A 21,781-nucleotide genomic window follows, 5' to 3' on the forward strand; every position below is an offset into this window, starting at 1 on the left:
CTCGCGAAGAGGCCAGCACATTCAACATCAATGTCGCCTGCCAGTCCGCCTTCGCGAGCAAGCTCGCTCCCACAATTGATCGGCGGCGGACGCATGTTCCGCGCACACCACACATCCCCCTGTGGGAGCGAGCTTGCTCGCGAAGAGGCCGGCACATTCAACATTGATGTCGCCTGCCAGTCCGCCTTCGCGAGCAAGCCCGCTCCCACAGTAATTGGCGGCAGAAGTTACAGGTGATCCGCGTCAATCACTGCCTGGGCAAAGGCCTTCGGGTCTTCCTGGGGCAGGTTGTGGCCGATGCCGCCGTTGATCAACCGGTACTCATATTTACCGGTGAAGCGTTTGGCGTAGTCCTCAGCAGCCGGGTGCGGCGCGCCGTTGGCATCGCCTTCCATGGTGATGGTCGGCACCGTGATGCTGGGCGCCTTGGCCAGTCGCTGTTCCAGCGCTTCATATTGCGGTTCACCCTGGACGATACCCAGGCGCCAGCGGTAGTTGAATATCGTGATCGCCACATGATCCGGGTTGTCCAGCGCCGCCGCGCTGCGGTCGAAGGTGGCGTCGTCGAAGGTCCATTTTGGCGAGGCGGTTTGCCAGATCAGCTTGGCGAAATCATGGCGATTCTTCTCGTAGCCAGCCTCACCACGATCAGTGGCGAAGTAGAACTGATACCACCATTGCAACTCAGCCTTGGGCGGCAATGGATTTTTGCCCGCGGCCTGGTTACCGATCAGGTAGCCACTCACCGCCACCAGCGCCTCGACCCGCTCCGGCCACAGCGCCGCGACGATGTCCGCCGAGCGCGCACCCCAGTCGTAGCCACCCAGCACGGCTTTTTTGATCTTCAGCGCGTCCATGAAATCGATGACATCACTGGCCAGCGCCGCGGGTTGACCATTGCGCACGGTCTTGTCCGACAGGAAGTGCGTGTCGCCATAGCCACGGGCATACGGGATCAACACCCGGTAGCCCTTGGCCGCCAGCAACGGCGCGACTTCGCTGTAACTGTGAATGTCGTAGGGCCAGCCGTGCAGCAGAATCACCACCGGACCGTCAGCGGGGCCGACCTCGGCGTACGCCACATCCAGCAACCCGGTCTTGACATGCTTCAGCGCGCCGAACGGATCAGCCTTCACCGTACCGACGCTGGCCGCAGCAGGCTCCGCAGCCGCGTGGGCAACCGTCGAAAATGCTGCGACGTTCAGGATCGCAAAAAGGCCGGCTGTAGCGAGTTTGTTCCAGTTCATGGTGATTTCCTCGGAATGGCGATGGGCTGTTGTTTTATCTCGATGGAGCCCATTCAATCGTTCCGAGGTATCTGCCATGTGTCGTAAACCGCTGCTATCAAGGCTCAAGGTATCAAGCAGGACCTCGGATACACTGCGATACAAAACCTTTGGGCTGACAGAGCGTAGCCCCAGATCCACAGCACAGCGACGAGCCCCCCGTGGAAGCAAGAATCAACGCTCTCGATATCGACTATGCCCAAGGGTGTTTTTTCATCGCCGCGTTCCAGCCCTAGAGTGGCGACATCTTCTTACCACTCTCTGGAGCAACATCATGAAACGCATTATCGGTCTTACCTTCGCCCTTACCGTCCTTGGCGCTACTTCGGCCTACGCTGCACCACAAGCTGTAGCCGCCGTGAAAGTCGGCCAACCGGCGACCCAGAACGTCAACACCGTCGGCATCGACACCGAACGCAAAGGCAGCGTCAACCTGCAACAGAACGCCGAACAAACCAAACTCTTCGTCGCGGAAAACCGTCCTGAGTTCGGTTCGAAATATCAGCGTATCGATTCGTAAGTTTGTGCCGCTTCAAACAAAAAACCCCGGGTAATTCCGGGGTTTTTTGTGTCTGACGCTTTAACCCGTCAACCGCGCCGCCAACGCTTTGGCCTGACTCGCCACATCCGTCACCGCTGTACTTTCCCACCACATGCCGCGCAACGGCGGGCCCATGGCGAACAGCCGTCCGGCGACTTGCCCGTCGGCATCCAGCACTGCCCCATCCACCGCCGCCGCAATCCCCAGGGCCAACGGTCCCGGTTTGATCAGGCCCCGTGCCAGCAACTGTTGTGGCAATGGCCGGGCGACTCGCCGCCAGTCGTATTCGATACCGCTGGAATTGATCAACGCCGCACCGCTGACGATCACCGTCCCCGCCTCACCCCGCCGCCGAATACGAATCCTCACCTCGCCGTTCAGCGAAGGCTCCAGCCCTTTGAACGATGCGGCCTGAATCCGCAACCGCCCTTCCCCGAGCAAGCGCTCCACCAGCTCCGCGCTCAACGGCGGCGAACGATGGTGATGACTTTCCCACCACGGCCGCACATGCCGCACAAACTGCCGACGTTGCGCGTCCGTGGCCTGATTCCATAACCGGCCGATATGCGCCCGCACCGTGTCGAGCGGCGATTGCCAGTCGATGCCTTGGGCGATGGCGTCCCGGCAATGCCGGCGCAGTTCGCGCAGCAACTGACGCGGCGTGCGAATGTTGTGGTCCTCGGCCAGAAAATCCACCCACGCCGGCGGCTGGCGCCGGACATGGGGCAGCAGTCCATGCCGGGAAAACACTTCGATCGGCCCGCGATGCCCGGCCTGCTCCAGCGATACCACCGCATCGACCATGGTCAGGCCCGAGCCGATGATCAGCACCGTGGATTGCGGATCGAGTTGCTGCATGGCCGCGACATCCCACGGGTCCAGCGCCGCCGCGTTCAAACCGCTGGACTCGGTCTGCGGGGTGCGTGCGGCGGGGAACATCCCCGTGGCCAGCACCGCAAACGCGCCCTGCAAGCGTTGACCGTCGCTCAAGGTCAGTCGCACCGAATCATCGAAGGTTTGCAGGTCCACTACCTCGGCCCGCACATGCTCCACCGTCGAACCGTTCACCGCGCCCAGCGCCTGGGCCTCCGCCAAACGCTGTTGCACGTACAAGCCAAAAATCCCCCGGGGCGGGAACAACTCGCTGATCGGCACATGCTGCTGATCCGACTCCGGCCAGCCGCCCGCCGCGATGTAGTCCGTCAGCCATTGCGTCAGGTCATCGGCGTTATCCGGATCGACGCTCATCCGCGCCGCGTTGCCGTTCAGCGTATGGCCCAACTCGACCGCGCTGTAGGCCTCGCCCCGGCCGAGTTCGGCGCGGGGCTCGATCACCAACAGCGAACGCTGGCCGGGCAAACGCAACAGTTGCGCCGCCAGCATCGCGCCGCTGAGGCCGCCGCCGATGATCAGGATGTCTGCGTGGCGGATGGCGTCGGTCGCCTGTCCGCTGGGGGGTTGGTTCATCGCATTCTCACGGTCAGTGTTTGCCTAAATAGAAGTCGTGCAAATCGCCCCGGGCCAGCAGCTCTTCGGCGCTGCCGGACAACACCACCCGCCCGGTATCGAGCACATAAGCCTGGGACGCGTACTTGAGCGCCACATTAATGTTTTGCTCGGCAATCAGGAAGCTCACCTGCTCGTCGCGATTGAGCTGGGCGACGATCTCGAAAATCTCCTGGACGATAATAGGCGCCAAACCCATGGAAGGTTCATCAAGCAGTACCAAAGTAGGACGTGTCATCAATGCACGACCGATGGCGACCATCTGCTGCTCGCCACCGGAGGTCAACCCGGCCTGGGTCTTGCGCTTGGTTTTCAGGCGGGGGAACCAGGCGTAGATGCGCTCCAGATCACGGGCCAGGTCCTGGCGACTCAAGCGTCGGACAAACCCGCCGCTACGCAGATTGTCCTCCACCGTCAATTGCGCGAACACGTGCCGGCCCTCGAGCACATGGACCATGCCCTGGCGCACCCGCACACTCGGATCGACCCCGGCCGTATCGCGGCCAAGAAACTCGATGCTGCCGCGACTGACCTGCGCCCGTTCGGCCCGCACCAGCCCGGAAATCGCCTTGAGCGTGGTGCTTTTGCCCGCGCCGTTGGCCCCGAGCAATGCAACGATGCCACCCTTGGGCACCGTCAGCGAAACCCCGGCCACGGCCAGGATCGCACCGTCGTAGATCACTTCGATGTCCTTGACCTGCAACAGGTCATGGGCGGCGATGTCGCTGGCGGCGTGGCTCATGGCTTATTCATCCCCGGTGCAGGTGCGTGGCGTCAGGCCTTTTTCCTTGGCGAACGCAGCCGACTTTTCGTCGATCAACGGCCGCAGCAAGGCGCGATCCGCCGGGATCCAGTCGCTGATCAGCGTCCAGTTGGCGCCGTCCCACTGCTGCACCCGCGCCGAACCGCCGCCCTCGTGGTCCTTGCACGACAATTTGAGGTTTTGCATCAACCCGAAGTAACCCATGTCCTTGAGCCGCGCGTCGTCGATGTTCAAGTGCTCCAGGCCCCAGCGCCCTTCCTCGCCATTGAGCGGACGCTTGCCGAATTTGCCCTGGGCGGTGCGGATCGCTTCGACCATCACCGCCGCGTTCACCAGCCCGGAGTTGTAGTAGACGCTGCCGAAATTCTTCAGGTCCTTGAGGTCGCTCTTACCCTTGTCGAGGATGAATTGCTTGAGGCGTTTGTGGATCTCGAAATCGGTGCCGGCCGGGTATGGCGTCAGCGCCAGATAACCTTTGGCGGCGGCGCCTGCGGGCAACACGTCTTCGCTGGAACTGGCCCAGATATCGCCGACGATATGGTCCACCGGGAAGCCGAAACGGGCAGCGGTCTTGACCGCCACGGGCGTGGAAACGCCCCAGGTGCGCAGGAACACCCAATCCGGGTTGACCTGGCGAATCTGCCGCCATTGCGACGACTGTTCGTTGCCCGGGTCCGCTACCGGAATCTGGATATTTTCAAAGCCGTACTTCTCGGCCAGCAACTTCAGCGGTCCGAGAGTTTCGCGCCCGTAAGCCGAGTCGTGGTAGACCGTGGCAATCTTCTTGCCCTTGAGTTTGTCGAACCCGCCCTCGCGCTGGGCGATGTAGTTGATCAGGCTCGACGCCTCGCTGTAGAAAGTCAGCATCACCGGGAAGTTGTACGGGAACACCGTGCCATCGGTGGCTTCGGTGCGGCCGTAGCCGAGGGTGATCAGCGGGATTTTGTCGACCTCGGCCCGCTCGCTCAAGGCATACGCCGCCGGGGCACCGTTAGGGGAATAGATCGCCACCGGCGCGCCGTCCAGGCCTTTTTTGAAGCGCTCGTAGCACTCGATGCCCTTCTCCGCCGTCCATTCGGTCTCGCATTCCTGCCAGACCAGTTTGACGCCGTTGATCCCACCCTCCACCTCATTGATGTAGTTCAGGTAATCGAGCATCCCGGCCCACACCTGCACGCCGCTGGAGGCGTAGGCGCCGACCCGGTAGGTGGCCAACGGGAAGAATTGCTGGTCCGCCGAAGCCTGGGCCAGCGGCACCGCACTGCTGAAAACCGCCAACGTCAGGGCGGCGCCGAGCAAGGAACGTTTCAAGGATGCACGCATGTTGTCTCTCTAATAGGTCAGGAATTCAGAAGCGCAGCGGCCAGTGGCTCAGCCGTTCACGAAGGTTGCCCAGCAGGCGAATCAAGCCCTCCGGTTCTTTGATCAGGAACAGGATGATCAGCACGCCGAAGATGATTTTTTGCAGGTTTTGCAGTTGCCCGGCGTCCACCGAGCCGCCGAACAAGGCTTGCCCGGCGTGGCTGAGCAGGATCGGCAGCAGGCTGATAAACGCCGCGCCGACGAAGTTGCCGGCGATGCTGCCCATGCCACCGATAATGATGATGAACAGGATCTGGAACGAACGATTGATATCGAAGCTACTGGCGCTGGCGGTGCCCAGGTAGGCGAAGGCCCACAACGCACCGGCGATGCCGAGGTAGAACGAACTGACGGCGAACGCCAGGTGTTTGTAGCGCACCACCGGGATGCCGATCACCGCAGCGGCGGTGTCCATGTCGCGGATCGCCATCCAGTTGCGGCCGATCTGGCTTTTCACCAGGTTCACCGCGACCCAGGTCAACAGCAACACCGTGGTCAGGGTCAGCAAGTAACGACCGACCGGTGTGTTGAGATCGTGGCCGAACAGTGCCAGTTTCGGCGCGGAAATGGTCCCGGAGGAACCGTAGTTGTAGAACCAGGGGAATTTGACGAACAGCCATTCGAGGAAGAATTGCGCGGCCAACGTGGTGACCATCAGGTAAAAACCCCTGATCCGCGAACTTGGCAAACCGAACACGAAGCCGACCACGGCGCTGATCAATCCGCCGCCGAGCAGCGCCACCGGCAGACCCAACTCGGGCAGTCGCAGCAGAAAGCCGTAAGTGACAAAAGCCCCGACCGCCATGAATCCCGCCGCGCCGACCGATGTCTGGCCGGTGTAACCCGTCAGCAGGTTAAGGCCGAGCCCGGCCAGGGACAGCACCAGGAACGGGATCAGAATCGCGTTCAGCCAATAGTCATTGCCGGTCAGCGGCACGATGACGAAAGCGATCAGCAGTAGAGCGCTCAGTCCGATGGACACACGGCGCTGGACCAATAGCGACGGCGCGGTTTCGCGGGTAAGGGAAATCGACATGGGTTCAGACTCGCTCGATGGCGCGCTCGCCGAACAGGCCGGCGGGACGCATATACAGGAAGGCCAGGGCCAGGACATAGGCGAACCACGGCGTGATGCCGCCGCCGATCAGCGGGCCGATATAGACCTCTGCGAGGTTCTCCGCCGCGCCGACAATCAGCCCGCCGACAATCGCCCCGCCAATCGAGGTGAAGCCGCCGATGATCAGCACCGGCAAGGCCTTGAGCACCACCAGCGACAGGGAAAACTGCACCCCTTGGCGCGCCCCCCAGAGCAATCCGGCCACCAGCCCGACCACCCCGGCCACCGCCCAGACGATCTGCCAGATGCGATTGAGGTTGATGCCGATCGACAACGCCGCAGTGGTGTCATCCGCCACGGCGCGCAGGGATACGCCGATCCGGGTCTTGTTGAACAGCAGCGCCAGCACGGTCACCAGCACGATGGCCGCAGCGGCGGCGATCAGGTCGAATTGGCTGACCATCATCCCGCCGATGAAAATCGGTACGTCATCGATACCCAAATCCAGCGCCCGCACTTGCGAGCCCATCAAGCCCTGAGCCAGGCCTTCGATGATGAACGACAGGCCCAACGTGGCCATGAACAAAGTGATTTGCGAACGGTTGACCAAGGGCCGCAGCACCAGCCGTTCGATCAGCAGCGCGCCGATGATCATCACCAGCACCGTCAGCAACAGCGCCAACGCAAATGGCACGCCCTGATCGTGCAGGCTGACAAAGGTCAGCGCAGCGAACAGCAGCATCGAGCCCTGGGCAAAATTGAACACGCCGCTGGCCTTGTAAATCAGCACGAAGCCGATGGCGACCAGGGAATACATGGTGCCGGCGAGCAGGCCGCCGAGCAGGGTTTCGAAGAAGAACGTCATCAGTGCACCACTCCCAGATACGCCGCGATCACGTCGGGATCGGCCTGCACTTGCGCGGGGGTGCCGTCGCCGACCTTGCGTCCGTAATCGAGCACCACCACATGGTCGGACAGGCCCATGACCACGCTCATGTCGTGTTCGATCAGCACCACCGTGGTGCCCAGATCACGATTGATGTCGGCGATGAAGCGGGCCATTTCCTGTTTCTCTTCGGCGTTCATCCCGGCCATGGGTTCGTCGAGCAACAACAGGCGCGGGCCGGCGATCAAGGCGCGGCCCAGTTCCACGCGTTTTTGCAGGCCATAGGACAAATTGCCCACCGGCACATCGCGGTGGGCTTGCAGTTCGAGGAATTCGAGAATGCCCTGGGCTTGCTGGCGGAAGTCCTGCGCCTCGCGTCGGGCGCGGGGCAGGTTCAGCGCCTGCTCGATAAAGCTGCTGCGCAGGTGCCGGGACAGGCCGGTGAGGATGTTGTCGATCACGCTCATTTTCTTGAACAACGCGTTGTTCTGGAACGTGCGGCCGATGCCCCGGCGAGCGGCGCTTAATGGGTCGATGCGTTTGAACGGTTGCTGCTCGAACACAATCGAGCCGGCATCGAAACGGTACACGCCATTCAACACGTTCAGCAGCGAACTCTTGCCCGCGCCGTTGGGGCCGATCAGCGCGCAGATCTCGCCCCGGCGTACGTCGAAGGACAATTTGTTGATCGCCTTCACGCCTTTGAACGACAGGGAAATGCCGCTGACTTGCAGGATGGAATCGGTCGAGCTCATGCGATGTCCCGTTTGAATTCGGCGAGCCAGGTCGGCGCGGTTTGGGTGTCGGGGCTGCGGGTGGCTTGCCAGATGAAATGCAGGTTGTGGAAGCCCAGCAATCGGCGCACGCGGTTTTTGATCAGGCGTTGCAGCGGTTTTTCTGGGTGGGCGATGGCCCAGTCGCAGAGGCGTCGGCGCCAGGTGCCTTGGGGCGCGAGGCGACTTTCAATTTCGTCCGCCAGGCGTTGCAGGCGTTCGGCGGACAACAGCAACCCGGAGGGCGCGACTTCCCGGCGATCACGACTGGCGCTGCCGGGGCTTTCCGGGAAGGCCAGGGCTTGGCCGCTGGCCAGCCATTGATCGAGCAACACGGTGAGGCCGTCCTGCCAGTCGGTGCCCTCTTCGCTCCAGAGTTGGGCGCTGTTGATGCCGAGGCGCAGGCGTTGCGGGGGTTCGACCGGGCCGAGGAGTTGGTCAAAATCCAGCAGTGATTGGCCGTGGTTGAGCCACAGTTGTCGGGTTTGCCGACCCTGGATAAAAGCGTGGGTCGGACGGCTGCGCCACAGCGCTTTGTGCAGTGATTCGGCGTCGAGGGTGTCGGGCAAGGTGAGGACTTCACCGCCGACATGCTTCGCCGCCAGCGCCAGCAGCAACAGGTTCGGTTCGAAAGCACCGCTCAGTGCCAAGCGCGAGTCTTCGGTAAACCCCTGCTGGCGGAAGCCATCGGCCAAACGCTCGACATCGCGCAAGGCATCGATCCAGCGCCAGACAAACCACTGACCGTGGCGCTTATGTCGCAGCGCGGTTTGCAACGGACTGACCTGCCCCCAATGGCGCAATTGCTCCAAAGCCTGGGGCGCCTTGACCTGCCATTCGACAGAGTCCGCGATTGGCGGACGCTTGAGTTCATGCACGCTCATGGATTGACCTCCTGTTCATGGGCTGTGGCGAGGGGGCTTGCCCCCGTTCGGCTGCGCAGCAGTCGCCTGAATCCCCTCGATCCCCTGTGGGAGCGGGCTTGCTCGCGAAGGCGGTGTATCAGGCGACATTGATGTTGAATGTTCAGGCCCCTTCGCGAGCAAGCCCGCTCCCACAGGGGATCTTTGTTGGGACGGGGATTTGTGTACACCCCGGTCAACTGTGGGAGCGGGCTTGCTCGCGAAGGCGGTGTATCGGGCGACATTGATGTTGAATGTTCAGGCCCCTTCGCGAGCAAGCCCGCTCCCACAGGGGTTCTATGCCTGGCCGGGGATTTGTGTACGCCCCGATCAACTGTGGGAGCGAGCTTGCTCGCGAAGGCGGTGTATCTGTCGACATCGATGTTGAATGTGCCGGCCCCTTCGCGAGCAAGCTCGCTCCCACAGGGGGTTCTATGCCTGGCCGGGGATTTGTGTACGCCCCGGCCAACTGTGGGAGCGGGCTTGCTCGCGAAGGCGTCTACGCCGACACCACTTTCTTCTCCTGCTGCCGCAACCCCGCCAGGTCCCGATACCCCGCCCCCGGATGGATGTCGGGCAGTCGCGGCCCCTCGCCAAACAGCTTCTCGCGCAAGGTCCCCGGTGCGTATTCGGTCTTGTACACCCCGCGCTTTTGCAACTCCGGCACCAGCAATTCCACGGCGTCGATGAAGGTTTCGTGGGTCAGCGCATAGGCCAGGTTGAAGCCGTCCACGTCGGTTTCCTCGACCCACTCCTGCAACAGATCGGCGACGGTCTCGGGGCTGCCGACAAACAACGGACCAAAACCGCCAATGCCCACCCAGTCGGCCAATTCGTTAGGCGTCCAGACCTTGTTCGGGTCCGCCGTGGAGAACGCTTCCACCGCCGATTGAATGGCGTTGGTGTGCACATGTTTAAGCGGTTCATCGGGTTTGAACTGACTGAAGTCGATTCCGGTCCAGCCAGAGATCAACGCCATCGCCCCTTCGTAACTAACCCAGGTTTTGTATTCCTCGAACTTGGCTTTGGCCTTGGCGTCGGTCTCGCCAAGGATCACGGTTTGCAGGTTGAAGATCAGAATCTTCGACGGATCGCGTCCGGCCTCGGCAGCACGGCGGCGGATGTCGGCAACGGTTTTCTTCAGCAGCACTTTCGACGGTGCAGCAACGAACACACACTCGGCATGTTCGGCCGCGAATTGCTTGCCGCGACTCGATGCGCCAGCCTGATAGAGAACCGGCGTGCGTTGCGGCGAAGGTTCGCAGAGGTGAATCCCCGGCACCTGGAAGTGCTTACCGACGTGCCGGATCTCGTGGATTTTGCTCGGGTCGCTGAAGATCCGCCGCTCGCGATCCCGCAGAATCGCGCCCTCTTCCCAACTGCCTTCCCACAGTTTGTAGCAAACCTCCAGATACTCTTCGGCGAAGTCGTAACGGGCGTCGTGTTCGGTCTGGTTTTTCTGGCCGAGGTTCTTCGCACCGCTTTCCAGATAAGAGGTGACGATGTTCCAGCCAGCACGGCCCTTGGTCAGATGGTCGAGCGTCGACAGGCGTCGAGCGAATGGGTACGGGTGTTCGAACGACAGCGACGCAGTCAGGCCGAAACCCAGATGCTCGGTGACCAGCGCCATCGGCGGAATCAATTGCAGCGGATCGTTGACCGGCACCTGCGCCGCCTGACGGATCGCCGCGTCACCATTGCCGTTGTAAACGTCGTAGATGCCCAACACGTCGGCGATGAACAAACCGTCGAACTTGCCGCGCTCGAGGATTTTCGCCAGATCGGTCCAGTACTCCAGATCCTTGTATTGCCAGGAGCGATCCCGCGGATGCGCCCACAAACCCGGCGACTGGTGACCGACGCAGTTCATGTCAAACGCGTTGAGACGAATTTCACGGGCCATCAAACCGCACTCCGGAAACTTGGGGGATGGATGCCGTTGAGGCGGAAATTGCCGATGAGGTGGAGTTTCCGGTGCAACGGGTCATGCAGCGATCCAGGCAACACGGTGCGTTGGCCGGTGAGTTCGAATTCGGCGTTGCTGACGGCATTGAGTGCGTCGGCGCTGGCCAGGTGCGATTCGGCGATGGCGACGCTGATTTCCGTGTCGTCATCAACGCTGTTCAGAAAGTCTTCGGCGCGTTCGAGCAGCGCGGCGGCGACTTCAATGCGGATGTGCAAATCGCCGAAGCGGCTGATGACGTAAGGATCATCCGTGGCTTGGGCCTGCTGCCGGACGAAACGCAACGTCGCATCAAGCACGCTGCGAGCGTTGTGCAAATCATGCTGACTTTTCGCCAGGGAGTGCCCGGCAACAATCGATTGAGTCAAAGCGTTCATGGTGGGCTCCTCAGTTCCAGGCGTGGCGCGCAGGCTTCACGCCGTTGAGCAAGTAGTTGCCGATCAGGTGGTATTTCCAGCGTGCCGGATCGTGCAGGGTGTGCGTCCGGGCGTTGCGCCAGTGGCGGTCGAGGTTGTATTTGCCGAGCACCGAGCGAGTACCGGCCAGTTCGAAGAGTTTGCTGCTGGCAAGCAAGGCGATCTCGGCGGACAGCACTTTCGCCTGGGCAACCACCACCGAAGCACGGGCCACCGTGTCTTCGTTGGGGTTGAGCAAGGCATGGTCAATGGCACGACCGGCCTTTTTGAGGATCGCTTCGGTGCCGTGGACTCGCCATTCGAGGTCGCCAATCACAGCGATACTGAACGGGTCCTGCCAGCCGTGATCCTGTCCGCTGTCGATCCAGGGCCGGGCTTCGCGGGCGTAGCGTTTGGTTTCTTCCAGGGCACCGACAGCAATGCCGGTGTCCACGGCAGCCTGAATGATTTGTGAAATCGGGCCGTCGGCGGTGGGTTCGTCGAAGGCTTTGTGGGCCGGAATGACCGCACTGAGCGGGACCTTCACCGCGCTCAGGGTGACACCGCCGCTGGCCGTGGTGCGTTGGCCGAAACCGTCCCAGTTATCGATAACGGTCAAGCCGGGAGTGTCGCGCTCGATGAAGGCGATGAAGGCCTTGTTCTCTTCATTGACCGCCACCGCTGGCACGATGTGCGCAAATAGAGCGCCTGTGCAGTAGAACTTTTCGCCGTCGATTTGCGCGGTGTCTTTATCGAAACGGATTCGGGTTTCGAAGGCCCCGGCGTTTTTGCTTTTGGATTCGGAGAAGGCGTTGCCAAAACGGTAGCCCTGCAGGACTTTGCCGAAGTAGTAACGCTTCTGCTCTTCGGTGGCGGTTTGCAGCAGGATGTCGAGCACGCCGAGATGATTTTGCGGGATCTGGCCGAGGGACGAATCGGCGGCGGAAATGATCTTGATCACTTCGGCGACGGTCACGTAGGAAACACCGGCGCCACCGTATTCCTTGGGAACGGTGATGCCCCACAGACCGCTGGCGGAAAACTCGTCGAGCTCGGCAACCGGCAAGCGTCGCTCGCGATCCCGTACGCTGGCTTCGATGGCAAAGCGTGCGGCGAGCTTGTGAGCGACGGCGATGGCTTCGGCGTCAGAGTGGATGACGTGGGCGGTGCGAGGGGGTTGAGCTGGGGCTGTCATGGGCCGACTCCGAGGTTTCGGGTGAGTACCCGAGACCAATTACACAAGTCGTGCCAATATATTTATTCTTTATTAATCAATAAATTACGAAATTCAGTTGAATTACTTCACAAACGGAAGCGAGACAATCTGTGGATTCACTGTTCCTCGGGAAACAGTAATGACAGCAAAAAATGCTCGACCTCCTCGCGCAAATCGAGCATTTCGTTAACTAAAGCAACCTTTAGTGCGCGATATCGTAATAGGTTGGCTCAGAGTCGCTTCTGTTAGCCCCCCCGTAATAGAGAATGTAACTGAATTTTTTTTGCGGCCCAGTATGATTAAGCAAGTGTGCTCTAGATATGGTTACTGAAAGAAAACCATCGACCCACTCTCCGGCAGGTGCATCCGAAACTACCTCCTTATCTGCAATAAGCACGCTGACAAGGTCGTCTGGTGTGTGATTAGGAGGCTCAGCAATGCGAGCGGTAGCGCCATTTGGAACATCTTTCAGATTGATCACTCCATCTACAGCTTCTTGAATATCAAGCGGTTCTAATAAGGCCATGATTCAAATTCCTTTCAGTTGACGGTCGAGTGAGACCTGACCTCTATTAGGTAGGCCAGCACAAAATAGCAGCGCGCTGAAGGCCATTTGAAAGACAATTACTGCGCCCGTCTACTGTCAGAAATAACAGGTACTCCACCCTTTCCGATCAGCGGTAAGAGGTCAAATCACCACATTTCGCACAAACCGCGCGGCCACCGGCCCATCGTTGCGATAGGCGTGGGGCTGGTTGCTGGCGAACATGTAGAACTCGCCGGCAGCGATCTCATGCGGTGTATCGCCCAGCATCAGCGTCAGGCAGCCTTCGAACACATAGATCTGTTCACTCCAGCCCTCGGCATCCGGTTGCGACGGGTAAATCTCCCCTGGTTGCAGGCACCATTCCCACTGTTCCACCTCACGGGTAGCCGTGGCTTTGGAGAGTAAAACGGCTTTGCTGCCAGGAATCTTCCCGGCCCAGGCCACTTCGTTGATGCGACTCGGGTCGCGGGCATCCGGGGCCTGGATCAGGTCGCTGAATGCGACGTCCAGCGCTTCGGCCACGCGGTCGAGGGTGGTCAGGCTGACGTTCTTCTCGCCGGCCTCGATGGCCACCAGCATCCGGCGGCTGACCCCGGATTTTTCCGCCAGCGTCGCCTGGCTCATGTCGGCGGCGTGGCGCAAGCGTCGAACGTTTAGGCTGACGTGCTGGAGGACCGAGGCCCGCTGGGTAGAATCTTTGTGCACTATATTGCTCACTTGGTGGGGTTGGGCAGTATACTGCGCAACATTCGGCGCATTGTGCGTCCCCCTCAGGTAGCGCGCAAGGTCATGACGTCGGTGAACACTCCCCACACCTCCTCCCGTTTCTCGCGATTCAGCAAGGCCGAGTGCGTGCTGGTGCTGATCACCATGGTCTGGGGCGGCACCTTTTTGCTGGTGCAGCATGCGATGACGGTCAGTGGGCCGATGTTCTTCGTCGGCCTGCGCTTTGCGGCGGCGGCGTGCATTGTCTCGCTGTTTTCCTGGCGCAGCCTGCGGGCATTGACGCTGCTGGAACTCAAGGCCGGGTCCTTCATCGGCGTGGCGATCATGCTCGGTTATGGCTTACAGACCGTGGGTTTGCAGACGATTCCCAGCAGCCAGTCGGCGTTTATTACCGCGCTGTACGTGCCGTTCGTGCCATTGCTGCAATGGATGGTCTTCGGCAAACGCCCGGGGTTGATGCCGAGCATTGGCATCATGCTGGCCTTTACCGGGTTGATGATGTTGTCCGGGCCTTCCGGGGCTTCCCTGGATTTCAGCCCTGGCGAAATCGCCACGCTGATCAGCACCGTCGCCATTGCCGCCGAGATCATTTTGATCAGCACCTATGCCGGCCAGGTGGATGTGCGGCGGGTGACGGTGGTGCAACTGGCGGTGACTTCGATGCTGGCGTTTCTGATGGTGGTACCAACACAGGAAGCGATTCCGCATTTCTCCTGGTTGCTGCTGGGCAGCGCCCTGGGTTTGGGCGCGGCCAGTGCGGCGATTCAGGTGGCGATGAACTGGGCGCAGAAAAGCGTTTCGCCGACCCGGGCGACGTTGATCTATGCCGGCGAGCCGGTGTGGGCCGGAATTGTCGGGCGGATTGCCGGGGAGCGGTTGCCGGCGATTGCGTTGCTGGGGGCGGGGTTGATTGTGGCGGCGGTGATTGTCAGTGAATTGAAGACTCGGGCCAAACCTGCCACCGGGGAGATATTGCAACGGGAAAGCCAGGGCTGAAACCTGCCCGCCGCTGGAACCTGTCAACGGTCAGTCGCCAATGGGGTAGACGCGTCTTTTCGATTCAGTCTTCGAGCCATCCGTATGTTTGACGACGAAGTAAAGCTCGACCCTTCCATCTTGTATTGGATCCTTAAAACCGTGAGCGTTGAAGGTCAGATCTGCCCCCACATTGTCCTCGGTAATGACTCTGGTCTGACCAAAGAAATGCCCATGCCCGACATATTCCACGTAAGGCCCCACTTCCTGCCCGACCGCCATGCCCGGATAAGGGTCAATACGATACTTGTAACCATCTTGAACCCACTTGAGCGGAAGTGCTTTATCGGGGGTAATCCCATCAATAAAGGGCGGGACAAGCTTTTGATCGATAGGTATCACATCTGATTTCCCTTCCGACGCGGTGCCGGATTTGGCTTCGTTCGACATGTTGATGCTCCTTTCATGACTTGGCGAGAAGGTACAGGCATTCAACCGAAGCCTGTCCTGCAAACGATTCAACACGCGAGAAGCCGAGGCCGTCTACTGTCAACCTTGACAGGTAGCGTCTCTAAAACCCTTCACAAACGGACTTGCAGTGAACCGTAGACAGGCATCGCGACCGTGCAACTCAAATAGTGAAAACCCGTTTTCCCGCCTACCTTGTAGGATCCTGCCACACGTTGGCGTTTTGCGATCCGAGAGCTGGCACGTATGATGCTTCACAAACTTCCGCAGATTAGAAGCCTATGTCCCTGATAGTTCTACTGCTTCTGCCTTTTATCGGCAGCTGTGTCGCGGCTTTGCTGCCACATAACGCGCGCAACACCGAATCGCTGTTGGCTGGCCTGGTTGCCCTGATCGGCACCATTCAGGTCGCCCTCCTGTACCCGCAAATCGCCCATGGCGGCGTGATCCACGAAGAGTTTTTCTGGCTGCCGAGCCTGGGCCTGAACTTCGTCCTGCGCATGGACGGGTTTGCCTGGTTGTTCTCGCTGCTGGTGCTGGGCATCGGCACGCTGGTGTCGCTGTACGCCCGCTACTACATGTCACCGGATGATCCGGTGCCACGGTTCTTCGCGTTTTTCCTGGCGTTCATGGGCGCCATGCTTGGGCTGGTGATTTCCGGCAACCTGATCCAGATCGTGTTTTTCTGGGAGCTGACCAGCCTCTTCTCGTTCCTGCTGATCGGCTATTGGCATCACCGCGCCGATGCCCGACGCGGCGCCTATATGGCGCTGATGGTCACCGGTGCCGGGGGCTTGTGTCTGCTGGCGGGGGTCATGCTGCTTGGCCATGTGGTCGGCAGCTATGACCTGGACAAGGTCCTGGCCGCCGGCGATCTGATTCGCGCACATGCCCTCTACCCTATCCTGCTGCCCCTGATCCTGATCGGCGCCCTGAGCAAAAGCGCGCAATTCCCCTTCCACTTCTGGCTGCCCCACGCGATGGCCGCGCCGACTCCGGTTTCGGCTTACTTGCACTCGGCGACCATGGTCAAGGCCGGTGTTTTCCTGCTGGCGCGGTTGTGGCCGTCACTGTCCGGCAGTGAGGAATGGTTCTACATCGTTGGCGGGGCCGGGGCCTGCACACTGTTGCTCGGCGCGTATTGCGCGATGTTCCAGAACGACCTCAAAGGCCTGCTGGCCTATTCGACCATCAGCCACCTCGGCCTGATCACCCTGCTGCTGGGCCTGAACAGTCCGTTGGCCGCTGTAGCCGCAGTGTTCCACATCCTCAACCACGCCACCTTCAAGGCCTCGCTGTTCATGGCCGCCGGGATCATCGACCACGAAAGTGGCACCCGGGACATCCGCAAGCTCAGCGGCCTGATCAAGCTGATCCCGTTCACCGCCACCCTGGCCATGGTCGCCAGTGCCTCCATGGCCGGCGTGCCGTTGCTCAACGGCTTTCTTTCCAAAGAGATGTTCTTCGCCGAAACCGTGTTCATCAACGCCACGGCGTGGGTCGAGATGACCTTGCCAATCGTGGCGACCATCGCCGGTACGTTCAGCGTCGCTTACTCCCTGCGCTTTACCGTGGACGTGTTCTTCGGCCCAACCGCCACCGACCTGCCGCACACCCCGCACGAACCGCCGCGCTGGATGCGCGCACCTGTCGAGTTGCTGGTGTTCGCCTGCCTGATCGTCGGGATCTTCCCGGCGCAAGTGGTCGGCCCGTTGCTCGCGGCGGCGGCCCTGCCCGTGGTCGGCGGCACCCTGCCTGAATACAGCCTCGCCATCTGGCACGGCTGGAACGCGCCGATGATCATGAGCCTGATCGCCATGTCCTGCGGCATCGTGCTTTATCTGCTACTGCGCAATCAGCTCAAGCGCGGCCGCTTCAAGTACCCACCGATCATTGGCCGCTTCAACGGCAAGCGCCTGTTCGAGCGCAGCCTGGTGGTGATGATGCGCCTGGCCCGGCGTCTGGAGCGGCGAATCAGCACCAAGCGCCTGCAAACCCAACTGTTCCTGATGGTGCTCGCCGCCGTGCTGGCCGGGTTGATCCCGATGCTCCACAGCAGCCTGAGCTGGGGCGACCGGCCGAAGATTCCAGGCTCGATTGTGTTCGTGATCCTCTGGCTGCTGGCAATCGCCTGTGCCCTCGGCGCCGCTTGGCAGGCCAAGTATCACCGTCTCGCGGCCCTGACCATGGTCAGCGTGTGCGGGTTGATGACCTGCGTGACCTTCGTCTGGTTCTCTGCACCGGACCTGGCGCTGACCCAACTGGTGGTCGAAGTGGTGACCACGGTCCTGATCCTGCTGGGCCTGCGCTGGTTGCCACGGCGGATCGAAGAGGTGTCGCCGCTGCCGAGCACGCTACGCAAAGCGCGCATCCGCCGTATCCGTGACTTGCTGCTATCGACCGGAGTGGGCGGCGGCATGGCGTTGCTGGCCTACGCGATGCTGACCCGCCAGACGCCCAACGATATCTCCTCGTTCTACCTCAGCCGCGCCCTGCCCGAGGGCGGCGGCAGCAACGTGGTCAACGTGATGCTGGTGGACTTCCGTGGCTTCGACACCCTCGGTGAAATCACCGTGCTGGTGGCCGTGGCGCTGACCGTGTTCGCTCTGCTCCGTCGTTTCCGCCCGCCCAAAGAAAGCCTGCAACTGCCGGCCCAACAGCGGTTGCTCGCGCCGGACGTGGTTACCGATCTGGTCAACCCACGCCACGCCAGCGACACCGCCCTCGGTTTCATGATGGTGCCGGCGGTGCTGGTACGCCTGCTGCTGCCGATTGCCGTGGTGGTGTCGTTCTACTTGTTTATGCGCGGTCACAACCAACCGGGAGGTGGTTTTGTTGCCGGGCTGGTGATGTCGGTGGCGTTCATCCTGCAATACATGGTCGCCGGCACGCAGTGGGTCGAGGCGCAAATGAGCCTGCGACCGTTGCGCTGGATGGGCACCGGGTTGCTCTTCGCCACGGCCACCGGGCTCGGGGCAATGGCGGCCGGGTATCCGTTCCTGACCACCCACACCTGGCATTTCTCATTGCCGGTGCTGGGCGACATTCACATCGCCAGTGCGCTGTTCTTCGATATCGGCGTCTACGCCGTGGTGGTCGGTTCGACCCTGTTGATGCTCACCGCCATCGCCCACCAATCGGTACGGGGCCACAAGACTGCAGCGCAGCCCAAATCCGCCGGCCTGCCCCGGTCCGTTGCCGCCAAAGGAGCCGTCTGATGGAAGAAGTCATCGCAATCGCCATCGGCGTCCTTGCGGCCTCCGGGGTCTGGCTGATCCTGCGGCCACGGACGTTCCAGGTGGTCATGGGCCTGTGCCTGCTGTCCTACGGCGTCAACCTGTTCATCTTCAGCATGGGCAGTCTGTTCATCGGCAAGGAACCGATCATCAAGGACGGCGTGCCCCAGGATTTGTTGCACTACACCGACCCGCTGCCCCAAGCCCTGGTGTTGACCGCCATCGTTATCAGCTTCGCCATGACCGCGTTGTTCCTGGTGGTGCTGCTGGCCTCCCGGGGCCTGACGGGCACCGACCATGTGGATGGCCGGGAGCCTAAAGAATGAATGCAATGACGCACCTGATCGCCGCGCCGATTCTGCTGCCGCTGCTGACCGCCGCGATCATGCTGATGCTCGGCGAAAAACATCGGCCGCTGAAAGCCAAGATCAACCTGTTCTCCAGTCTGGTCGGGCTGGGCATCTCCGTGATGCTGTTGCAATGGACCCAAAGCACCGGCGTGCCCGGCTCCATTGGCGTGTACCTGCCGGGCAACTGGCAGGCGCCGTTCGGCATTGTGCTGGTGGTCGATCGCCTGTCGGCGATGATGCTGGTGCTGACCGGGATTATCGGTGTCAGCGCCCTGCTGTTTGCGATGGCCCGTTGGGACGGCGCTGGCTCGAGCTTTCACGCGCTGTTCCAGATTCAGATGATGGGCCTGTACGGCGCCTTCCTGACCGCGGACCTGTTCAATCTGTTCGTGTTCTTCGAAGTGCTGCTGGCCGCGTCCTATGGCTTGATGCTGCATGGTTCGGGGCGGGCACGGGTGTCGTCGGGGCTGCATTACATCTCGATCAACCTGCTGGCCTCGTCGCTGTTTCTGATTGGTGCGGCGCTGATCTATGGCGTCACCGGCACCCTGAACATGGCCGACCTGGCGATGAAAATCCCCTTGGTGCCGGAAGCCGATCGCGGCCTGTTGCATGCCGGCGCGGCGATTCTGGCGGTGGCGTTTTTGGCGAAGGCCGGGATGTGGCCGCTGAACTTCTGGCTGGTGCCGGCCTACTCCGCCGCCAGCGCGCCGGTGGCGGCGATGTTCGCGATCATGACCAAGGTCGGCATTTACACGTTGCTGCGCCTGTGGACCCTGCTGTTTTCCGGCCAGGCCGGGGCCTCGGCGTACTTTGGCGGCGACTGGCTGATCTATGGCGGCATGGCGACCATCGTCTGCGCCGCCGTGGCGATTCTGGCGGCGCAACGCCTGGAGCGCCTCGCCAGCCTGAGCATCCTGGTCTCAGCGGGGATTCTGCTGTCGGCCATCGGCTTCGCCCAGCCGAATCTGATTGGCGCGGCGCTGTTCTATCTGGTCAGCTCGACCTTGGCGTTGAGCGCGCTGTTCCTGCTGGCCGAACTGATCGAGCGCTCCCGTTCGGTCAACGAGATGCCGCTGTACGATGACGGTGACTTGCTTCCACGGCCGATGGAATCCCTGCAGCCGCCCAAGGGCATCAACCTCGACGACGAACAGAAAGCCGTGGTCGGCCAGGTGATCCCCTGGACCATGGCCTTCCTCGGTTTGAGTTTCATCGCCTGCTCGCTGCTGATCATCGGCATGCCGCCGCTCTCCGGGTTCATCGGCAAGCTCGGCTTGCTCAGCGCCCTGCTCAATCCGCTGGGCATTGGTCACAGCGCTGATGTGCCGATTTCGAACGCAGCCTGGGGCTTGCTGGCGCTGCTGATCCTGTCCGGGCTGGCCTCGTTGATTGCCTTCTCGCGTCTGGGCATCCAGCGTTTCTGGACTCCGGAAGAACGGCCATCGCCGCTGCTGCGACGTTTTGAGTGCGTGCCGATCATCGCCCTGCTGGGGCTGAGCATCGCCCTGACCTTCAAGGCCGAACCGCTGCTGCGCTACACCCAGGCCGCGGCGAATGCGCTGAACAATCCGCAGCAATACGTGATGGCGGTGCTCGGCACCCGCGCCGTGCCGAGCCCCGAAGCCCGGGCGGCGATGCTGGAGGTGCAACCATGAAGCGTCTGTTTCCGGCACCGTGGTTGTCCCTGGCGCTGTGGCTGTTGTGGCTGGTGCTGAACCTGTCGATCAGCCCCGGCAATCTGCTGCTGGGCGCGGTGCTGGGGGTCTGCGCGCCGTTGATGATGCGCAAGCTGCGGCCACTGCCCATTCGTATTCGGCGGCCTGGAGTGATTGTGCGGCTGTTCTTCCTGGTCGGCCGCGATGTGGTGGTGTCCAATCTTGCGGTGGCCTGGAGTGTAATCAACGCCGGTCGCCGGCCACCACGGTCGGCGTTTATCAAGGTGCCGCTGGACCTGCAGGACGCCAACGGCCTGGCGGCGTTGTCGATGATCTGCACGGTGGTGCCCGGCACGGTCTGGTCGGAACTGGCCCTGGACCGCAGCTTTCTGTTGCTGCACGTGTTCGATCTGGATGACGAAGCCTCGTTTATCGAGCACTTCAAGACCACCTACGAGCGGCCCTTGATGGAGATCTTCGAATGAGCGAATTGCTGTCGAATGCGATCCTGCTGAGCCTGTTCATCTTCTCAGTGGCGATGATCCTGACCCTGATCCGCCTGTTCAAAGGCCCCTCGGCCCAGGACCGGGTTCTGGCATTGGATTACCTGTACATCATCGCCATGCTGATGATGCTGACCCTGGGCATTCGTTATGCCAGTGACACTTACTTTGAGGCAGCGCTGCTGATCGCCCTGTTCGGCTTCGTCGGCTCGTTTGCCCTGGCCAAATTCCTGCTGCGTGGCGAGGTGATCGAATGACGGGCGAATTGTCGTTGTGGGTCGAGATTCCGGTGGCGATCCTGCTGGTGCTCAGCAGTCTGTTTGCGCTGATTGGCGCGGTGGGGCTGGTGCGGATGAAGGATTACTTCCAGCGCATGCACCCGCCGGCCCTGGCCTCGACCTTGGGCGCGTGGTGCGTGGCGCTGGCGTCGATCATTTACTTTTCCGCGCTCAAGTCCGCGCCGGTGCTGCATGCCTGGCTGATTCCGATTCTGCTGGCGATTACCGTGCCGGTGACCACGCTGCTGCTGGCGCGGGCGGCGCTGTTTCGCAAGCGCATGGCCGGGGATGATGTGCCGGCTGAGGTGAGTAGTCGGCGCACCGAGATTGAGGGTTAAGTTCAAAGTCTCGCTGTGTTTGGGCGGGCCTCTTCGCGGGCAAGCCCGCTCC

22 protein-coding genes are annotated in these 21,781 nt (G+C 61.4%); 8 read left to right on the forward strand and 14 right to left on the reverse strand.

Annotated elements, in window-relative coordinates; genetic code table 11:
• Window positions 1-227: 227 nt before the first annotated feature.
• The gene (locus tag BK665_RS27020) at window positions 228-1,247 is read right to left on the reverse strand and encodes an alpha/beta fold hydrolase (RefSeq protein WP_259699663.1); all 1,020 of its coding nucleotides are present in this window, start codon (window positions 1,245-1,247) and stop codon (window positions 228-230) included.
• A 313-nt stretch (window positions 1,248-1,560) separates the two neighbouring features.
• Here BK665_RS27020 and BK665_RS27025 point away from each other — a divergent pair, with 313 nt between their 5' ends.
• Window positions 1,561-1,806: a hypothetical protein gene (locus tag BK665_RS27025; protein ID WP_123409588.1), complete on the forward strand. Its 246-nt coding sequence runs from the start codon at window positions 1,561-1,563 to the stop codon at window positions 1,804-1,806.
• Window positions 1,807-1,866: 60 nt separating this feature from the next.
• Here BK665_RS27025 and BK665_RS27030 read toward each other — a convergent pair whose 3' ends face one another.
• The 12 genes from BK665_RS27030 to BK665_RS27095 all read right to left on the reverse strand — a co-directional run bounded on the left by BK665_RS27030 (window position 1,867) and on the right by BK665_RS27095 (window position 13,902).
• Window positions 1,867-3,294 carry an FAD/NAD(P)-binding protein gene (locus tag BK665_RS27030; RefSeq protein ID WP_123409589.1) on the reverse strand — a complete coding sequence of 476 codons (1,428 nt, stop codon included), beginning with the start codon at window positions 3,292-3,294 and terminating at the stop codon, window positions 1,867-1,869.
• 13 nt (window positions 3,295-3,307) lie between these two features.
• A complete protein-coding gene (locus BK665_RS27035; protein ID WP_123409590.1) occupies window positions 3,308-4,075 on the reverse strand; it encodes an ABC transporter ATP-binding protein in 768 nt (255 codons plus the stop codon).
• 3 nt (window positions 4,076-4,078) lie between these two features.
• Window positions 4,079-5,419 (reverse strand): ABC transporter substrate-binding protein, encoded by a 1,341-nt coding sequence (locus BK665_RS27040; RefSeq protein WP_123409591.1) that lies wholly within the window; start codon window positions 5,417-5,419, stop codon window positions 4,079-4,081.
• A 25-nt stretch (window positions 5,420-5,444) separates the two neighbouring features.
• Entirely contained in the window at window positions 5,445-6,494 is a 1,050-nt protein-coding gene (locus BK665_RS27045) for a branched-chain amino acid ABC transporter permease (protein ID WP_123409592.1), read from the reverse strand.
• A gap of 4 nt (window positions 6,495-6,498) precedes the next feature.
• A complete protein-coding gene (locus BK665_RS27050; protein ID WP_123409593.1) occupies window positions 6,499-7,380 on the reverse strand; it encodes a branched-chain amino acid ABC transporter permease in 882 nt (293 codons plus the stop codon).
• Window positions 7,380-8,156, reverse strand: a complete 777-nt coding sequence (locus BK665_RS27055) for an ABC transporter ATP-binding protein (protein WP_123409594.1) — start codon at window positions 8,154-8,156, stop codon at window positions 7,380-7,382. The genes BK665_RS27050 and BK665_RS27055 overlap by 1 nt, the downstream gene beginning before the upstream one ends.
• Window positions 8,153-9,058, reverse strand: coding sequence for an acyl-CoA synthetase (locus BK665_RS27060; RefSeq protein WP_123409595.1), 906 nt, complete (start codon window positions 9,056-9,058; stop codon window positions 8,153-8,155). The genes BK665_RS27055 and BK665_RS27060 overlap by 4 nt, the downstream gene beginning before the upstream one ends.
• Before the next feature lie 517 nt (window positions 9,059-9,575).
• Complete coding sequence (locus BK665_RS27075) at window positions 9,576-10,979, reverse strand: LLM class flavin-dependent oxidoreductase (protein ID WP_123409596.1); 1,404 nt, start codon at window positions 10,977-10,979, stop codon at window positions 9,576-9,578.
• Window positions 10,979-11,416 (reverse strand): acyl-CoA dehydrogenase, encoded by a 438-nt coding sequence (locus tag BK665_RS27080; protein ID WP_123409597.1) that lies wholly within the window; start codon window positions 11,414-11,416, stop codon window positions 10,979-10,981. The genes BK665_RS27075 and BK665_RS27080 overlap by 1 nt, the downstream gene beginning before the upstream one ends.
• 10 nt (window positions 11,417-11,426) lie before the next feature.
• Window positions 11,427-12,629 carry an SfnB family sulfur acquisition oxidoreductase gene (locus BK665_RS27085; RefSeq protein WP_185076662.1) on the reverse strand — a complete coding sequence of 401 codons (1,203 nt, stop codon included), beginning with the start codon at window positions 12,627-12,629 and terminating at the stop codon, window positions 11,427-11,429.
• Window positions 12,630-12,852: 223 nt separating this feature from the next.
• Complete coding sequence (locus BK665_RS27090) at window positions 12,853-13,176, reverse strand: hypothetical protein (protein WP_123409599.1); 324 nt, start codon at window positions 13,174-13,176, stop codon at window positions 12,853-12,855.
• 162 nt (window positions 13,177-13,338) lie between these two features.
• On the reverse strand, window positions 13,339-13,902 hold the full coding sequence (locus tag BK665_RS27095) for a helix-turn-helix domain-containing protein (RefSeq protein ID WP_123409600.1): 564 nt from the start codon (window positions 13,900-13,902) through the stop codon (window positions 13,339-13,341).
• On the opposite strand from BK665_RS27095, the gene BK665_RS27100 reads away from it, so the two are divergent.
• On the forward strand, window positions 13,897-14,919 hold the full coding sequence (locus BK665_RS27100; protein ID WP_123409601.1) for a DMT family transporter: 1,023 nt from the start codon (window positions 13,897-13,899) through the stop codon (window positions 14,917-14,919). The two genes, BK665_RS27095 and BK665_RS27100, sit on opposite strands and share 6 nt — an antisense overlap.
• A gap of 30 nt (window positions 14,920-14,949) precedes the next feature.
• On the opposite strand, the gene BK665_RS27105 is transcribed toward BK665_RS27100, so the two are convergent.
• Complete coding sequence (locus tag BK665_RS27105) at window positions 14,950-15,348, reverse strand: hypothetical protein (protein ID WP_123409602.1); 399 nt, start codon at window positions 15,346-15,348, stop codon at window positions 14,950-14,952.
• Window positions 15,349-15,647: 299 nt separating this feature from the next.
• Between BK665_RS27105 and BK665_RS27110 the strand changes: the two genes are divergently transcribed.
• The 6 genes from BK665_RS27110 to BK665_RS27135 are packed head-to-tail and all read left to right on the forward strand — an operon-like array spanning window position 15,648 to window position 21,729.
• Window positions 15,648-18,584 (forward strand): monovalent cation/H+ antiporter subunit A, encoded by a 2,937-nt coding sequence (locus BK665_RS27110; protein ID WP_123409603.1) that lies wholly within the window; start codon window positions 15,648-15,650, stop codon window positions 18,582-18,584.
• A complete protein-coding gene (locus BK665_RS27115; RefSeq protein WP_007986256.1) occupies window positions 18,584-18,928 on the forward strand; it encodes a Na+/H+ antiporter subunit C in 345 nt (114 codons plus the stop codon). Before BK665_RS27110 ends, BK665_RS27115 begins: the two co-directional genes overlap by 1 nt.
• Complete coding sequence (locus tag BK665_RS27120) at window positions 18,925-20,610, forward strand: monovalent cation/H+ antiporter subunit D (protein WP_123409604.1); 1,686 nt, start codon at window positions 18,925-18,927, stop codon at window positions 20,608-20,610. Before BK665_RS27115 ends, BK665_RS27120 begins: the two co-directional genes overlap by 4 nt.
• On the forward strand, window positions 20,607-21,095 hold the full coding sequence (locus BK665_RS27125) for a Na+/H+ antiporter subunit E (RefSeq protein ID WP_123409605.1): 489 nt from the start codon (window positions 20,607-20,609) through the stop codon (window positions 21,093-21,095). Before BK665_RS27120 ends, BK665_RS27125 begins: the two co-directional genes overlap by 4 nt.
• Window positions 21,092-21,370, forward strand: a complete 279-nt coding sequence (locus tag BK665_RS27130) for a K+/H+ antiporter subunit F (protein WP_123409606.1) — start codon at window positions 21,092-21,094, stop codon at window positions 21,368-21,370. Before BK665_RS27125 ends, BK665_RS27130 begins: the two co-directional genes overlap by 4 nt.
• On the forward strand, window positions 21,367-21,729 hold the full coding sequence (locus BK665_RS27135; RefSeq protein WP_123409607.1) for a Na+/H+ antiporter subunit G: 363 nt from the start codon (window positions 21,367-21,369) through the stop codon (window positions 21,727-21,729). The genes BK665_RS27130 and BK665_RS27135 overlap by 4 nt, the downstream gene beginning before the upstream one ends.
• Window positions 21,730-21,781: the final 52 nt, after the last annotated feature.

The sequence above is a fragment of the Pseudomonas frederiksbergensis genome, from assembly GCF_003732665.1.
Taxonomy (GTDB): Bacteria; Pseudomonadota; Gammaproteobacteria; order Pseudomonadales; family Pseudomonadaceae; genus Aquipseudomonas; species Aquipseudomonas frederiksbergensis_G.

Bases quoted from the DNA above. Each gene is read 5' to 3' on its own strand.
- BK665_RS27020 (WP_259699663.1), bottom strand. From the start codon at position 1,247: ATGAACTGGAACAAACTCGCTACAGCCGGCCTTTTTGCGATCCTGAAC.
- BK665_RS27025 (WP_123409588.1), top strand. From the start codon at position 1,561: ATGAAACGCATTATCGGTCTTACCTTCGCCCTTACCGTCCTTGGCGCT.
- BK665_RS27030 (WP_123409589.1), bottom strand. From the start codon at position 3,294: ATGAACCAACCCCCCAGCGGACAGGCGACCGACGCCATCCGCCACGCA.
- BK665_RS27035 (WP_123409590.1), bottom strand. From the start codon at position 4,075: ATGAGCCACGCCGCCAGCGACATCGCCGCCCATGACCTGTTGCAGGTC.
- BK665_RS27040 (WP_123409591.1), bottom strand. From the start codon at position 5,419: ATGCGTGCATCCTTGAAACGTTCCTTGCTCGGCGCCGCCCTGACGTTG.
- BK665_RS27045 (WP_123409592.1), bottom strand. From the start codon at position 6,494: ATGTCGATTTCCCTTACCCGCGAAACCGCGCCGTCGCTATTGGTCCAG.
- BK665_RS27050 (WP_123409593.1), bottom strand. From the start codon at position 7,380: ATGACGTTCTTCTTCGAAACCCTGCTCGGCGGCCTGCTCGCCGGCACC.
- BK665_RS27055 (WP_123409594.1), bottom strand. From the start codon at position 8,156: ATGAGCTCGACCGATTCCATCCTGCAAGTCAGCGGCATTTCCCTGTCG.
- BK665_RS27060 (WP_123409595.1), bottom strand. From the start codon at position 9,058: ATGAGCGTGCATGAACTCAAGCGTCCGCCAATCGCGGACTCTGTCGAA.
- BK665_RS27075 (WP_123409596.1), bottom strand. From the start codon at position 10,979: ATGGCCCGTGAAATTCGTCTCAACGCGTTTGACATGAACTGCGTCGGT.
- BK665_RS27080 (WP_123409597.1), bottom strand. From the start codon at position 11,416: ATGAACGCTTTGACTCAATCGATTGTTGCCGGGCACTCCCTGGCGAAA.
- BK665_RS27085 (WP_185076662.1), bottom strand. From the start codon at position 12,629: ATGACAGCCCCAGCTCAACCCCCTCGCACCGCCCACGTCATCCACTCT.
- BK665_RS27090 (WP_123409599.1), bottom strand. From the start codon at position 13,176: ATGGCCTTATTAGAACCGCTTGATATTCAAGAAGCTGTAGATGGAGTG.
- BK665_RS27105 (WP_123409602.1), bottom strand. From the start codon at position 15,348: ATGTCGAACGAAGCCAAATCCGGCACCGCGTCGGAAGGGAAATCAGAT.
- BK665_RS27110 (WP_123409603.1), top strand. From the start codon at position 15,648: ATGTCCCTGATAGTTCTACTGCTTCTGCCTTTTATCGGCAGCTGTGTC.
- BK665_RS27115 (WP_007986256.1), top strand. From the start codon at position 18,584: ATGGAAGAAGTCATCGCAATCGCCATCGGCGTCCTTGCGGCCTCCGGG.
- BK665_RS27120 (WP_123409604.1), top strand. From the start codon at position 18,925: ATGAATGCAATGACGCACCTGATCGCCGCGCCGATTCTGCTGCCGCTG.
- BK665_RS27125 (WP_123409605.1), top strand. From the start codon at position 20,607: ATGAAGCGTCTGTTTCCGGCACCGTGGTTGTCCCTGGCGCTGTGGCTG.
- BK665_RS27130 (WP_123409606.1), top strand. From the start codon at position 21,092: ATGAGCGAATTGCTGTCGAATGCGATCCTGCTGAGCCTGTTCATCTTC.
- BK665_RS27135 (WP_123409607.1), top strand. From the start codon at position 21,367: ATGACGGGCGAATTGTCGTTGTGGGTCGAGATTCCGGTGGCGATCCTG.